This window comes from Tessaracoccus pujii (assembly GCF_054483895.1).
The window spans coordinates 1,182,985-1,196,371 of sequence record NZ_CM137012.1; the positions used below are offsets into that span (position 1 = coordinate 1,182,985).

Sequence of the window (13,387 nt, forward strand, 5' to 3'; positions counted from 1 at the left end):
CGCGATCGTGCCACCTCGGCTTGCCGCTGTCTTTACTTTCGTGGGGAAGTTATCAAACCGTGACATGCGCTGCGACTTGACCGCGACACCCCCCTAATTGATAATGGTTCTCATGAATAGCAAGCTCTGCATCGCCGCCCTGGCCGCCGGCCTCGCCATGGCTGCGACGGCCTGCAGCCCGACGACAGGCGCCCCGCAGGCGATCCCGCACGTCGTGGCCGCCTTCTACCCACTCGAGTGGGCCAGCTCGGCCGTCCTGGACGACCGGGGCTCTGTCACGACGCTGACCATGCCCGGCACCGAGGCCCACGACACGGAGCTGTCCCCGCAGCAGATCGCCTCGCTGGCCGACGCGGACCTCGTCATCTACCTGGGCGGTTTCCAGCCTGCCGTCGACGAGGCCATCGAACAATCGGGGGCCCCCACGGTGCTCGACGTCGCCGAGCTGGTCGACCTGCTGCCGGTGGCAGAGGAGCATGACCATGACGAAGCGGCAGCGGAACACACCGCGGACGACGGACATGATCACGGCGATCTCGACCCGCACTTCTGGCTCGACCCCAGCCGCATGGCGGCCCTCGTGAGCGGAATCGGCGACCGGCTGGCGGAGATCGACCCTGACAACGCCGACGCCTACGCCGCCAACGCGGCAGCCGGGGCCTCGTCACTGATGGACCTCGACGCCGAACTCGCGTCCGGCCTGCAGCAATGCGAGCGTCGCGAGTTCATCACGACACACTCCGCCTTCCACTATCTGGCAACCCGCTACGAGCTGGTCGAGATCGGCATCTCGGGCGTGAATCCGGACGCCGAGCCGTCGCCCGCGCGGATCAGGGAGATCCAGGACGAGGCCGTGGCGCACGGGGTGAGCACCATCTTCTTCGAGACGCTGACCTCCGACGCCGTCGCCAGTTCGATCGCAGGCGACCTCGGCCTCGCGACCGCCGTCCTCGACCCCCTCGAAGGGGTGACGGACAACTCCCCCGGCACGGATTACCCTTCGATCATGCGCGCCAATCTCACCGCTCTCGCCGCCGCCAATGACTGCCGCTGACCCGCTGCGCGCCGAGGGGCTCTACGTCTCCCTCGGCGGAATGCCCATCCTGCGTGACGTATCCCTGTCCGTGGCGGCCGGCGAGGCCGTCGCTCTCCTGGGCGGCAACGGCTCCGGGAAGTCCACCCTCGTGCGCACGCTGCTCGGCCTGGTGCCCCACCAGGAGGGCAGCGTCGAGCTGTTCGGGACGCCCCTCGAGGGGTTCCGGGACTGGTCACGCCTCGGATACGTGCCGCAGCATTCGGCGGTGGCCGTGGCGAACGCCACCGTGCGGGAGATCGCCGCCTCCGGGCGCCTCGCCCACCGCAGGGCATTCCAGTGGTTGGGCCGCCAGGACAAGCTCGCCCTGGAACGGGCCCTCACCCTGGTGGGCCTGGACGACAGGGCCGGATGGCCGTTCAGCGCCCTCTCGGGAGGGCAGCAGCAGCGGGTGCTGATCGCCCGGGCGCTCGCCACCAACCCGGAGCTCCTCATCATGGACGAGCCCCTCGCGGGCGTGGACCTGCACAGCCAGGCCGGTCTTGCCGAACTCCTGGCCCGCCTCGGCGACGAAGGCCTGGCGCTGTTGGTGGTGCTGCATGAACTGGGGCCGATGGAGTCCGTCCTGCACCGCTCCGTCACCCTGTGCGACGGGCGGGTCGTCGACGCTGAACGTCCCGGTGCCCACGAGTGCGGGCCCCCCAGGACCCCGCGGTCCGTCGTCGGCCTCGCCGACCCCATCGCGGGAGCCCTGCGATGATCGACGCCCTCGGCCTTCCGTTCATGCAGCGCGCGCTGATCGCCGCCGTGCTGAGCGGCCTCATCGCCCCCGCCATCGGCACCTTCATCGTGCAGCGCCGGATGAGCCTGCTCGGCGACGGGCTCGGCCACGTGGCCATCATGGGTGTCGGTCTCGCCCTGATGACCGGCTGGGCGCCGTTGCCCGTCGCGTTGGTCACGTGTGTGGCAGGAGCCGTCATCGTCGAGATGCTCCGCCAGCACGGCAAGGCGTCCGGAGACCTCGGCCTGGCCATCCTGTTCTACGGGGGCCTCGCCTCCGGCGTCCTCATGGCCGGGATCGCAGGCCAGGGCGCGGGCGGGCTCTCGTCCTTCCTGTTCGGCTCCCTCACCTCAGTGAGCGAGGCTGACGTGTGGGTGATCGTCGCGCTCGCCGTCGTGATCCTCGCCCTGACCATCGGCCTCGCGCCGCGACTGTTCGCCGTCTCGGTCGACGAGGACTACTCGCGCGTCCTCGGCATCAGGGTGCGCGCCCTCAACCTGCTGGTCGTGGTGCTGGCCGCGGTGACGGTCACGATCTCGATGCGGACCGTCGGCTTGTTGCTGATCAGCGCGCTGATGGTGATCCCGGTGGCCACCGCGCAACAGACGTTCGTCGGCTTCACCACCTCATTCTTCGGCGCCATGGGGTTGGGCGCACTCGCCGCAGTCGGCGGCACCGTCGGCTCGCTCTACCTGGACACCGCCACCGGGGCCACCATCGTGATCACCGCGATCCTGCTTCTGGCCCTCTCCTGGGTGTTCGGCCGGTGGCTGCGGGGGGCCGCGAGGTTCATCCCCTACGTCGAGGATCACGGAGGCCACACCCACCACCCGGCAGAGGGCCACGACGACGAGTACGCGCACACGCAGGGGGTGAGGGTGATCCAGCACGGCGACCACCTGGACTACGTCCACGACGGGCACCGCCATGCCCGGCATGGAGATCACTATGACGAGCACTAGGTCCACACCCACGCGCCAGACGTGGCAGCGCGCGGCTGTACGGGACCTGCTCGAGGGCGCCGAGGAGTTCCGCACCGCTCAACAACTCCACGACCAGCTGCGCGAGGTGGGCGCCAAGGTGGGCCTGGCGACGGTGTACCGGGCGCTGCAGGCCATGGCGGAGGCCGGCGAGGTGGATGTCCTGCGCACGCCGGATGGCGAGTCCTCCTATCGGCGGTGCTCCTCCGGTCACCACCATCACCTGGTCTGCCGCGCCTGTGGCTTCTCGCTGGAGATCGCCGCGGAGGAGGTCGAGGCCTGGGCGGCCAGCGTGGCCCAGGCCAACGGCTTCACCGAGGTGGTCCATGAGGTGGAGGTGTTCGGGCTCTGCGGGGCCTGCTCGTCGGACTGAGCGCGATCTCACGTCAGCGCTCGAAGAAGGGCAGCGAGCGGAGCGCGTGGTCCAGGTGCCACGTGGCGTACGTCACCACCATGGCGTCCACACGCTTGGCGGTGACGAGATCCGTGGCCAGGGCGGCGGGCCACTCCCCGCTCAGCAGGGCTCCCAGGTGGGAGGACGACGGCGCATCCAGCTGGGCGGCACCGGGCGGGCGGCACGGGGTGCACACCGCGCCTCCGCCCACCGGGGAGAACCATCGGGTGTCGGTGCTTCCGCAGCCGGCGCACTGTGTGGTCGACACCGCGTACCCGGCCACGGCAAGGGCGCGCAGCAGGTAGGAGTCCACCACGAGCGGAGCGGGCAACTCTCCCGCCTCCAGGGCCAGCAGGGCCCCGAGGAGGAGCCGGTACTGCTGCAGGGCGGGGCTGTGCTCCTCCGCCACCAGGCGGTCCGCCGCCTCGACGAGCACCTCCGCCGCGGTGAACCGCGAATAGTCTCCCGCCAGCCTGCTCACGTGCAGGGCCTCGGCCTGCGTGACCACCTCCAGCGATCCGCGCCCCTCGGCGAACTGGATATCGATGTGCTGAAACGGTTCGAGCCGGCCCCCGAACTTGCTTGAGGTCTTGCGTACGCCCTTGGCCACCGCCCGGACCTTGCCGTGGCTGCGCGTCAGGAGGGTGATGATGCGGTCCGCCTCACCGAGTTGGTGGGTTCGCAGCACCACAGCCTGGTCGCGGTAGGTGGGCACGGTCAGAGTCTAGGCGGCTAGGCTCTGAGCGTGCCCACACCCCGCCGTCGCCCCACCCCGCACGAGAGCGGCGCCACAGCGCCGGAGATTCCGCGGGCGGCTCTCCCGCGCCATGTGGCCATCGTCATGGACGGCAACGGGAGGTGGGCGAAGCAGCGCGGCCTCAAGCGCACCGAGGGCCACGCCCGAGGGGAGGCCTCGCTACTCGACGTCATCCACGGCGCCGTGGAGCTGGGCATCCCGTACCTGTCGGCCTACGCGTTCTCCACCGAGAACTGGAAGCGCTCACCGGACGAGGTGCGCTGGCTCATGGGCTTCAACCGTGATGTCATCCACCGTCGCCGCGACGAACTCAACGACCTCGGAGTCAGGATCCGCTGGGCGGGTCGGCGGCCGCGGCTCTGGGGCTCGGTGATCAGGGAACTCGAGGTGGCCGAGGAGATGAGCATGAGCAACAACACCCTCACCCTGCAGTTCTGCGTCAATTACGGCGGGCGGGCGGAGATCGTCGATGCCGCCCGCGAGATCGCGCGCCTGGCGAAGGCGGGCAAGCTGGATCCGGAGCGCCTCACCGAGGAGCGCTTCGCGAGGTTCCTGGACGAGCCCGACATCCCCGACGTGGACCTGTTCCTCCGCTCCTCCGGGGAGCAGCGCACCTCGAACTTCCTGCTCTGGCAGTCCGCCTACGCCGAGTTCATCTTCCTGGACCGCCTGTGGCCGGACTTCGACCGCCGGGACCTCTGGGCCGCCGTGGGGCAGTACGCCGGCCGGGAGCGACGCTTCGGCTCCGCCTGAACCGGGCCCTGTCACAGGTCCGGTGGCAGCTCCTTCGGCACCGGCCTGAGCAGCCGCTCACGGATGTCGACCATGGCGCGCGCATGGTCAGCCAGTGCCACGTCGGCCGGGTGCACCGGGAGCCACGGCGGCACGGGCCGCTTGCGCCCCTGCTCGTCGACACCGCAGTAGACGATGGTGCAGTGCGTCGTCTCACGCAGGTCACGGGTCCGGGGATCGCCGGAGCGCACGTGGACCGAGATGTGCATGCTCGTGGTCCCGGTGTAGAGCAGCCTGGCCTCCACCTCCACGAGGTCGCCGATGAACATCGGCCGGTAGAAGCGCACTCCGCCTGCGAAGACGGACGCCACCGGGCCCGCGTGCCACCGCTCTGCGACCACCTGAGCTGCCTGATCGATCCAGTTCATGACGTAGCCCCCGTGGACCTTGCCGCCCCAGTTCACGTCCGTCGGCGCCGCCAGGAAGCGAAGCGTCTCCCTGCAGGATCCGGTCTCGCCTCCATAGTCCTGATTCTCCATCTCGGCCTCGATGGCGCGCCGAGCGAGGTTGATCTCCAGGGCACGGTCGTGCTGGCCGCGCTCCCACTCGTCGCGGGGTTCGAAGGCGGGCACCTGGACCGGCTTGCCGTCCTCCATCGCCACGAACTGCAGGACGCACTGGGTGTTGAGCACGCGCGTGGACGATCGCGGGTCGCCGCTGGAGACGGTGCACACCACCTGCAGCGAGGTCCGCCCGGTGAGCACGACCCGGGCCTGGACCACCACCAGGTCGCCCACGTTGATGGGGCGCGTGAAGTGGATGTTGCCGACGTATCCGGTCACCGCGTAGGTGCCGGCCCACCCCACCGCTGCGGCGTAGCCGGCCTTGTCGATCCACTCCAGCACCTTGCCGGCGCTCATCACGCCACGGACGTTGGCGTCCATCGGCTCGGCGAGGAAGCGCAGGGTGACGCCCCGCTGGGTTCCAGGCAACTGTGGCTCCTTCTCTGCTCGGTCCAGATTTCTCGGCTCAGTCCAGGCGCGAGAACGAGGCGGCCCGGACGACGGCGGCCCCCGCCGCGTCGCTGGCGGCCAGGTCCGCGTCGGCCCGGATCATCCAGTCATGGTTACCGGCCGGGTCGTGGATGACCTGGAGCACCGTCCAGCGTTCCCGGCCCTTCTCGATGCGGAAGAGACCCGGGCCGCGGGCGTCGCCGTCGGTCAGGATGTCGTCGTGCTCGTCCCAGTACCCGGCCAGCGCGGAGTCCCAGGCGTCGGCGTCCATGAGTACGGTCAGCGGGGGGTCCGCCAGCGCGGCCGAGGCCGTCTCCAGGGCGGCCAGGGCGTCGACGTCGTCGCGGGCGGCCAGCTCCACCCGCCGGAACATCGCGGTGCGGATCATGGCGGTGAAGGCACGCTCGTTGCCCGTCACCGGCCTCGGTGGCGGCGGAGGGGCACCGTGTGCGGCCGCCTCGGCAGCCAGCGCGACCTTGTCCGGATCCGTCAGCGCCTCCCACTCGTCGAGCAGCGAGGAGTCCGTCTGGCGCACGGTCTCCCCCAGCCACTCCACGAGGTCCTCGAACTGCTCGCTGCGATGCTCGTCGGGCACGGTGTGGCGCAGCGCCCGGTAGGCGTCGGAGAGGTACCGCAGCAGCCCGCCCTCGGTGCGTTGGAGCTTGTAGAAGGAGATGAACTGGTTGAAGTTCATGGCACGCTCCCACATGTCTCGCACCACCGCCTTGGGCGACAGTGCCGACGCGTCCACCCAGGGATGCGACTGCGCGTAGATGCCCATGGCGTGCTGGAGCAGCTCGTCGAGCGGCTTGGGCCAGGTGATCTCCTCGAGTCGCTCCATCCGCTCGTCGTATTCGACGCCGTCCGCCTTCATCTGCGCCACGGCCTCGCCCCGGGCCACGAACTGCTGCGCCAGCACCACCTGGAACGGGTCCTCAAGCACCGCCTCGATGATCGAGACCACGTCCAGGTGGTGAGTGGGTGAATCCGGATCGAGCAGCGCCAGGGATGCGACGGCGAAGGGGGCGAGCGGCTGGTTGAGGGCGAAGTCGTCGCGGACTCCCTCGGCCATGGCGCACCAGCGTCCTTCGAGATCCGGCGCGGCGAGCTTGACCAGAACTCCCGACCGCAGCAGGGCTCGGGTCAGCGCCAGGGCGTGCCGGGTCAGGACCCGCTTGCGGTCAGCCGTTTCGTGCGACGAGCCGAGGAGCGCCCGCATCGACTCCGCGCCGTTGCCCGGGCGCTGCGCGATGTTGAGCACGGTGGCGTGGGTGACCTGCATCCGCGACACCAGCTGCTCGGGCTGCGCCACGACGATCCGGTCGAATGTCTCCTCGGTCCAGCCGATGAAGCCCTCCGGGGGCTTGCGGCGCACCACCTTGCGGCGGGCCTTCGGATCGTCCCCGGCCTTGGCCAGGGCCCGCTCGTTCTCGATGACGTGCTCAGGTGCCTGGACGACGACGAAGCCGACGGTGTCGAAGCCTGCCCGACCGGCGCGGCCCGCGATCTGGTGGAATTCGCGCGAACGTAGCCGCCGAACCCGCGTGCCGTCGTACTTCGCCAGCCCGGTGAACAGCACCGTCCGGATGGGCACGTTGATCCCCACCCCCAGGGTGTCGGTGCCGCAGATCACCTTGAGCAGGCCCGTCTGCGCCAACTGCTCGACGAGGCGGCGATACTTGGGCAACATCCCCGCGTGGTGCACCCCGATGCCGCGGCGCACCAGCCCCGAAAGGATCTTGCCGAACCCCAGCCCGAAGCGGAACGCGCCGATCTCCTCGGCGATCCGCGCGCTGTCGTGCTTGGTGATGAGGTTGAGCGACAACAGCGCCTGAGCGCGTTCCAGGGCCTCGGCCTGCGTGAAGTGGACGATGTAGACCGGCGCCTTCTGCTCCTGGATGAGGTCCACCAACCGCTCCTGCAGCGGGGTCCTCGACCATTCGAACAGCAGCGGGACCGGCCGTTCAGCGTCGCTGATCAGGCTGGTGGGCCTGCCCGTGCGACGGCTGAGGTTCTCGGCCAGCGCCGAGACGTCTCCCAGGGTGGCGCTCATGAGGAGGAACTGCGCCTGGGGTAACTCCAGCAGCGGCACCTGCCACGCCCAGCCGCGGTCCGGCTCGGAGTAGAAGTGGAATTCGTCGGCGATCACCAGCCCGACGTCGGCGGAGCCACCCTCGCGGAGCGCGATGTTGGCCAGCACCTCGGCGGTGCAGCAGATGATGGGCGCGTCCGAGTTGACCGAGGCGTCGCCGGTCACCATGCCGACGTTCTCCGCACCGAAGACCTGGCACAGCGCGAAGAACTTCTCGCTGACCAGCGCCTTGATGGGCGCGGTGTAGAAGCTCACCCGATCCGTCGCCAGCGCCGCGAAGTGGCCGGCCAGCGCCACCAGCGACTTCCCCGACCCCGTCGGCGTGGACAGGATGAGGTTGTTACCGGTGAACAGCTCGATGGCGGACTCGTCCTGGTGGGGGTAGAGCTCGATGCCCTGCCCCTCCGCCCAGGACGTGAACCGCGTATAGAGGGAGTCGGGGTCTGTGGCGACCGGATCGGTGAGCTTCGGCATTCCCGCCGATCAGGCCGGGGCGAGGGTCCATGCCACAGCGCGGTTGAGCGCACTGAGGATGGCCTTCATCGACGCACTGGTGATGCTCGGGTCCACGCCCACGCCCCAGAGGACTGCGGCATCGTCGCCCTCACCCACCTCGCACTCGACGTAGGCGGCAGCCTTGGCGTCGCCGCCCGAGTCCAGGGCGTGCTCGGCGTAGTCCAGCACCCGCACGTGCGCACCGGCCTGCACGAGCGCGTCGACGAACGCCGACACCGGGCCGTTGCCTTCGCCCTCGACCTCGACGCCAGTGCGGGTGGGACCGTCGACGACCGCGGCGACGTGGAACTGCCCGTTGCTCGAGGTGGACCCGGCCGAGGTCAGCCGCCAGGGCCCCTCCCCCAGATATTCGCGCTCGAAGATGGAGAACATCTCGGTCGGCGTGACTTCGCCGCCGGTCGATTCGGTGTGCGCCTGGACGACGCGCGAGAACTCGATCTGCAGCCGGCGCGGCAGGTCCATCTTGTACTCGTTCTTCATGAGGTAGGCCATGCCACCCTTGCCGGACTGCGAATTGACCCGGATGACGGCCTCGTAGGTGCGGCCCACGTCGTGGGGGTCGATGGGCAGGTACGGGGCCTCCCAGTCGATCTCGTCGACCAGCTTGCCCTGCGCCTCCGCCTGGTGCTCCAGATACTCCAGGCCCTTCTTGATCGCGTCCTGGTGCGAGCCCGAGAAGGCCGTGTACACCAGATCGCCTGCGTAGGGGTGGCGGGGGTGCACAGGCAGGCCGGTGCAGTATTCGACGGTGCGGCGAACGTGGTCGATGTCGGAGAGGTCCACCTGCGGGTCCACGCCCTGCGTGTACAGGTTGAGGGCCAGCGTCACCAGGTCCACGTTGCCGGTGCGCTCACCGTGGCCGAACAGGCAGCCCTCGACGCGGTCCGCGCCGGCCATCTGGCCGAGCTCCGAGGCCGCGACGGCCGTGCCGCGGTCGTTGTGGGGATGCAGCGACACCGCGACGTGCTCGCGGTTGCGGACGTTGCGGATGAAGTATTCGATCTGGTCCGCGTAGGTGTTGGGCGTCGAGCGCTCGACGGTGGCGGGCAGGTTGAAGATGATCTCGCGGCCCTCGCCGGGCTGCCACACATCCGCCACCGCGTTGCACACCTCGACGGCGAAGTCCGTGGGCGTCTGCGTGAAGATCTCCGGCGAGTACTGGTAGCCGAACTCCACGTCTCGCAGGTGCTGGTCCGCGTACTTCATCACCAGCTCGGTGCCGCGGGTGGCCAGCTGCACGCACTCGGCCTCCGAGATGCGGAACACCACCTTGCGGAACAGTTCGGCGGTGGCGTTGTACATGTGGATGGTTGCGCGGTGCGCGCCGATCAGCGACTCGGCCGTCCGGCTGATCAGGTCCTCGCGGGCCTGCGTCAGCACCGAGATGGTCACATCGTCAGGGATCCTGTTCCCCTCGATCAGCTGACGGACGAAGTCGAAGTCCGTCTGCGAGGCGGAGGGAAAGCCCACCTCGATCTCCTTGTACCCGATCTCCACCAGGAGTTCGAACATGCGCATCTTGCGCGAGGGCGTCATGGGATCGATCAGGGCCTGGTTGCCGTCACGCAGATCGGTGGACAACCAGCGGGGCGCCTTCTCGATGCGCTTCGTGGGCCAGGTACGATCCGGCACATCGACGGGGATGAAAGGGGTGTAGCGGTGCACCGGCATGGGGGTGGGCTGCTGTACGGGAATGGGCTGCGGGCGGGTGGTGAACTGGGACATCAGAGGTACTCCTGGGCTGGGGTCAGGCGCCAGACGCGTCGAGACACCGCAGCGAGGACATCTGGCTCAGTGATTCTGGGCCTCGCTGCGGCAACCAAGGAGCAGGAAATGCCGTGCCACGCTGGCCACTGTAGCACCGGCCGTGGCTGTTTCGGCTACTTGACCGAACCTGCGGTGAGACCTCCGATCAGCCGCTTCTCGATGAAGCTGAACAGGATGACCACCGGAACGATGGCCACCATCGCGACGGTGAACAGGTACTGCCAGTCCTTGATGTAGAGGCCCAGGAAGCGCGGCATTGATACCGTCAGCGGCTGCAGGTTGGTCTGCTGCACGAGGATGAACGCGGCGGAGAACTCGTTCCACGTGTTGACGAACACGAACACGATGGCGGTCACGATCCCCGGCCAGACGAGCGGCAGGGAGATCCGGAACATGGTCTGCAACCGGCCGAGTCCGTCGATGAGCGCGGCCTCGTCGATCTCCTTCGGCACCGAGGCGAAGAAGGCCTGCATGATCCAGATCGCGAAGGACAGGTTGAACGCGGCGTTGATGAGGATGAGCGCCGCCCACACCGCATATCCCTGCCATCCCTTGAACTCCTGGAACAGGCCCACGGCCAGCACGGTGGGCTGGAGCATCTGGGTGCAGAGCACCAGGAGCAGGAACGGCATCCGGCCCGGGAACCGGAACCGTGCCACGTAGTAGGCGGCGGGGGTGGCGATGAGGAGGACCAGCAGAGTGGCACCCATCGCGATCACGGCGGTGGCCAGGAGGGACGACGCCGGATCCACCTCCGAGGCCCACACCGACAGGTAGTTGTCGAAGCGGGGCTCTGCCGGGAAGTAGTCCGGTGGAATGTTGGTGATCTCGAGGCGGGTCTTCAGCGAGCTGATGAACATCAGCGCATACGGGAACCCGAAGAAGACCACGATCGCGATCGATCCCAGGGCTATGGTCCAGGGGCTCGGGGGGCGGTTGATCCCACCGCGGAGGGCGCTCGGCTTCGCCTGTGCCATGGCTCAGACCACCTCCTTCGTCGGCTGGACGACCATCAGGTAGATCGCGATGATGACCAGACAGAACACGAAGTTCAGCACCGACAGGGCGGACGACACGCCGGGACCGAGCGCTCTCTGGTACTCGAACATCAGCGTCGTGGTGATGTGGCCGGTGTGGTAGCCGGGGGTCTCCTGCAGCAGCCGGAGAATGGGCAGCGAGTTGAACACGTTGATGATGTTGATGAGGGCCGCCACGGCGATGGCGGGGCGCAGGAGGGGTAACACGATGTGCCAGTAGCGCTGGGGCGTGTTGGCGCCGTCCATGTGCGCCGCCTCGAGGACGTCACCGGGCACCGCCTGAAGACCCGCCAGGATGGTGTAGGTGGTGAAGGGGAGGGAGACGTAGATGGCCACGAACACCGCGACCCAGAATGCGCTCGTGGGGTCCTTGGTCCAGGCCTGAGCCCGTTCCAGGATCCCCGTGTCAACGAGAAGGCGGTTGAACAGGCCCACGTTCTCCTGCAGCCCGTAGCGGAACACGGTGGCCGTCATGACCACCGAGCAGGCCCACGGGAGGATGACGAACAGGCGCAGCGCCTTGCGGCCCCGGAACTCGAGGTTGAGGAACTGCGCGAGCAGCAGGGACAGCACCACCGTGACCGCCACCACGACCAGCACCCACGTCACCGTGTTGAGCAGGATCCTGCCGACGGGCACGCCGGGAAAGGTCAATGCCCCCGCCTGACCGATGTAGTTGTCCAGCCCGACGGGGGCCTCGTCGCGCAGGATGCCGCGGTTGTTGTACTTGAAGAAGGAGGTGTAGATCATCAGCCCGGCGGGGTACAGCACCACGCCAAGGATGAGGATCAGCGTCGGCAGTACCCACGGCAGCGCGGTGAGAGCCGCGGTGGACCCCGACCGCTTCCTCAGCCTCTTCCCCTCCTGCACCATCGTCGGTGTGGCGGTCAGTGTCACGTCGTCCCTCTCCTGTCCTTGCCCACGGGAGCGGGGTGGCACCGCAGAACGGCACCACCCCGCACGTCGATCAGGCCTGAGCGTCGACCTGCGCCTGAATCTCGGCGAGGACCTCGGCGGGATCTCCCGCCCCGACCTTGTACGCCGAGCCCTGGAGCGCGGTCTGAAGAGCGTCCCACGAGGGGTTGCCCACCGGCAGGAACTTGACGATGGACAGGGCCTCGAGGAACGCCGAGCCGATCTCGTCCGATTCGGCCTGGCCCTTCTCGATCATGGACGTGGTCACCGGGAGAAGCCCGGTGCCCTTGTACCAGCCCTCGTAGAACTCGTCCGAGTAGAGCAGGTCCAGGAACGCCGCGGTGGCGGCCTTGCGGTCCTCGTCGCCGTTGTCGAAGGCCACGATGAAGTCGGTGACGCCCAGCGCCACGCCGTCGCCTCCGTCCTTCGACGGGATGGGCGCGAGCGCCACGTTGATGCCCTTGGCCTGCGCGTCGGCGACGATGGCCGAGTGCGCCATCATCATGCCGAGCTTGCCGGCCTGGAACAGGTCCGCGACGTCCACGCGGTTGTCCTCGAGGTTGGCCTGAGTGTGGCCGGCCTCGAACATCTTCTTCATCTGGGCGAAGGCCTCGGTGGCCTCGGGCGTGTCCGCCGTCAGCACGTCACCCTCTGCCCAGTCACCACCGGCGCCCCAGAGCCAGAGCGAGGACTCCACCTGGGCTTCTTCCCGGCCCAGGGGCATGCCGTAGCCGCGGACGTCGTCGCCGAGCGCCACCAGCTTCGCCGACGCCTCTTCCAGCTCCGCCCACGTCTTGGGCGGCTCGGCGATGCCGGCGGCCTCGAACAGGTCCATGTTGTACGCCATCATGCGGGCCGTCGCGATGTCAGGCGCTGCCCACTGGGTGCCGTCGGTACCCATGCCGTTGGCGAGCAGTGACGGCTCGATCGCGGCCAGCGTTTCTGCCGACATGACCTCGTCGACGGGGTAGAGGATGCCGGCCTCTGCCGACGCGGCGAACGCGTTGTCATTGAGGATGTCGGGGTAATCGGACGCCTGGATCCGCGCAGACACCTTGTCGGTGAAGCCCTCCCATCCCTCGATCTGCAGTTCCACCTCGACGTCGGGATAGGTCTCGTTGAAGGCGGAGATGATCGTCTCCCAGTCCGACTTCGAGGTGTCGGAGTAGGAGGGGGCGAGGATCTTGATGGTGGTCTCCAGCGATCCGGCGGCCTCCGAGGAGGTGCTGGTCGCTGACGGTGTGCTCCCGCCACAGGCGGTGAGGGCGAGGGCGCCGACGGCGGCCACCGCGCTGAACTTCAGGACGCGCTTTTTCACGTGCGGTTCCTTTCTGACTTCGTTCGTCAACCAGGACTGGCTGTTGCCGCGA

Annotated in this window: 12 protein-coding genes; 5 read left to right on the top strand and 7 right to left on the bottom strand. The window is 68.5% G+C overall.

Annotated elements, in window-relative coordinates:
• The first annotated feature begins 112 nt into the window (after nucleotides 1–112).
• Genes ACX1D0_RS05805 through ACX1D0_RS05820 form a run of 4 tightly spaced genes read left to right on the top strand, consistent with a single transcriptional unit; the run spans nucleotide 113 to nucleotide 3,167 of the window.
• The gene (locus ACX1D0_RS05805; RefSeq protein ID WP_459019931.1) at nucleotides 113–1,054 is read left to right on the top strand and encodes a metal ABC transporter substrate-binding protein; all 942 of its coding nucleotides are present in this window, start codon (nucleotides 113–115) and stop codon (nucleotides 1,052–1,054) included.
• Entirely contained in the window at nucleotides 1,041–1,793 is a 753-nt protein-coding gene (locus ACX1D0_RS05810; RefSeq protein WP_459019932.1) for a metal ABC transporter ATP-binding protein, read from the top strand. The genes ACX1D0_RS05805 and ACX1D0_RS05810 overlap by 14 nt, the downstream gene beginning before the upstream one ends.
• Nucleotides 1,790–2,776 (top strand): metal ABC transporter permease, encoded by a 987-nt coding sequence (locus ACX1D0_RS05815; protein ID WP_459019933.1) that lies wholly within the window; start codon nucleotides 1,790–1,792, stop codon nucleotides 2,774–2,776. The genes ACX1D0_RS05810 and ACX1D0_RS05815 overlap by 4 nt, the downstream gene beginning before the upstream one ends.
• On the top strand, nucleotides 2,763–3,167 hold the full coding sequence (locus ACX1D0_RS05820; protein ID WP_459019934.1) for a Fur family transcriptional regulator: 405 nt from the start codon (nucleotides 2,763–2,765) through the stop codon (nucleotides 3,165–3,167). The genes ACX1D0_RS05815 and ACX1D0_RS05820 overlap by 14 nt, the downstream gene beginning before the upstream one ends.
• 13 nt (nucleotides 3,168–3,180) lie before the next feature.
• Here the strand turns inward: ACX1D0_RS05820 and recO are convergent, their stop codons facing one another.
• Nucleotides 3,181–3,903 carry a DNA repair protein RecO gene (gene recO / locus ACX1D0_RS05825; protein ID WP_459019935.1) on the bottom strand — a complete coding sequence of 241 codons (723 nt, stop codon included), beginning with the start codon at nucleotides 3,901–3,903 and terminating at the stop codon, nucleotides 3,181–3,183.
• Between the two features lie 87 nt (nucleotides 3,904–3,990).
• On the opposite strand from recO, the gene ACX1D0_RS05830 reads away from it, so the two are divergent.
• The gene (locus ACX1D0_RS05830) at nucleotides 3,991–4,698 is read left to right on the top strand and encodes an isoprenyl transferase (protein WP_459020398.1); all 708 of its coding nucleotides are present in this window, start codon (nucleotides 3,991–3,993) and stop codon (nucleotides 4,696–4,698) included.
• Nucleotides 4,699–4,709: 11 nt separating this feature from the next.
• On the opposite strand, the gene ACX1D0_RS05835 is transcribed toward ACX1D0_RS05830, so the two are convergent.
• The 6 genes from ACX1D0_RS05835 to ACX1D0_RS05860 form a co-directional block, all read right to left on the bottom strand.
• Nucleotides 4,710–5,669 (bottom strand): acyl-CoA thioesterase, encoded by a 960-nt coding sequence (locus ACX1D0_RS05835; protein ID WP_459019936.1) that lies wholly within the window; start codon nucleotides 5,667–5,669, stop codon nucleotides 4,710–4,712.
• A gap of 37 nt (nucleotides 5,670–5,706) precedes the next feature.
• Complete coding sequence (locus ACX1D0_RS05840) at nucleotides 5,707–8,256, bottom strand: DEAD/DEAH box helicase (RefSeq protein ID WP_459019937.1); 2,550 nt, start codon at nucleotides 8,254–8,256, stop codon at nucleotides 5,707–5,709.
• Between the two features lie 9 nt (nucleotides 8,257–8,265).
• Nucleotides 8,266–10,023 (bottom strand): 2-isopropylmalate synthase, encoded by a 1,758-nt coding sequence (gene leuA / locus ACX1D0_RS05845; protein ID WP_459019938.1) that lies wholly within the window; start codon nucleotides 10,021–10,023, stop codon nucleotides 8,266–8,268.
• 155 nt (nucleotides 10,024–10,178) lie between these two features.
• Complete coding sequence (locus ACX1D0_RS05850) at nucleotides 10,179–11,042, bottom strand: carbohydrate ABC transporter permease (protein WP_459019939.1); 864 nt, start codon at nucleotides 11,040–11,042, stop codon at nucleotides 10,179–10,181.
• A gap of 3 nt (nucleotides 11,043–11,045) precedes the next feature.
• Nucleotides 11,046–11,999 carry a carbohydrate ABC transporter permease gene (locus ACX1D0_RS05855; protein ID WP_459019940.1) on the bottom strand — a complete coding sequence of 318 codons (954 nt, stop codon included), beginning with the start codon at nucleotides 11,997–11,999 and terminating at the stop codon, nucleotides 11,046–11,048.
• A 70-nt stretch (nucleotides 12,000–12,069) separates the two neighbouring features.
• Nucleotides 12,070–13,335, bottom strand: a complete 1,266-nt coding sequence (locus ACX1D0_RS05860; RefSeq protein WP_459019941.1) for an extracellular solute-binding protein — start codon at nucleotides 13,333–13,335, stop codon at nucleotides 12,070–12,072.
• Nucleotides 13,336–13,387 lie beyond the last annotated feature (52 nt).

Coding starts and splice junctions, on each gene's coding strand:
- ACX1D0_RS05810 (WP_459019932.1), top strand. CDS start 1,041: ATGACTGCCGCTGACCCGCTGCGCGCCGAGGGGCTCTACGTCTCCCTC.
- ACX1D0_RS05805 (WP_459019931.1), top strand. CDS start 113: ATGAATAGCAAGCTCTGCATCGCCGCCCTGGCCGCCGGCCTCGCCATG.
- ACX1D0_RS05850 (WP_459019939.1), bottom strand. CDS start 11,042: ATGGCACAGGCGAAGCCGAGCGCCCTCCGCGGTGGGATCAACCGCCCC.
- ACX1D0_RS05815 (WP_459019933.1), top strand. CDS start 1,790: ATGATCGACGCCCTCGGCCTTCCGTTCATGCAGCGCGCGCTGATCGCC.
- leuA (WP_459019938.1), bottom strand. CDS start 10,023: ATGTCCCAGTTCACCACCCGCCCGCAGCCCATTCCCGTACAGCAGCCC.
- ACX1D0_RS05840 (WP_459019937.1), bottom strand. CDS start 8,256: ATGCCGAAGCTCACCGATCCGGTCGCCACAGACCCCGACTCCCTCTAT.
- ACX1D0_RS05820 (WP_459019934.1), top strand. CDS start 2,763: ATGACGAGCACTAGGTCCACACCCACGCGCCAGACGTGGCAGCGCGCG.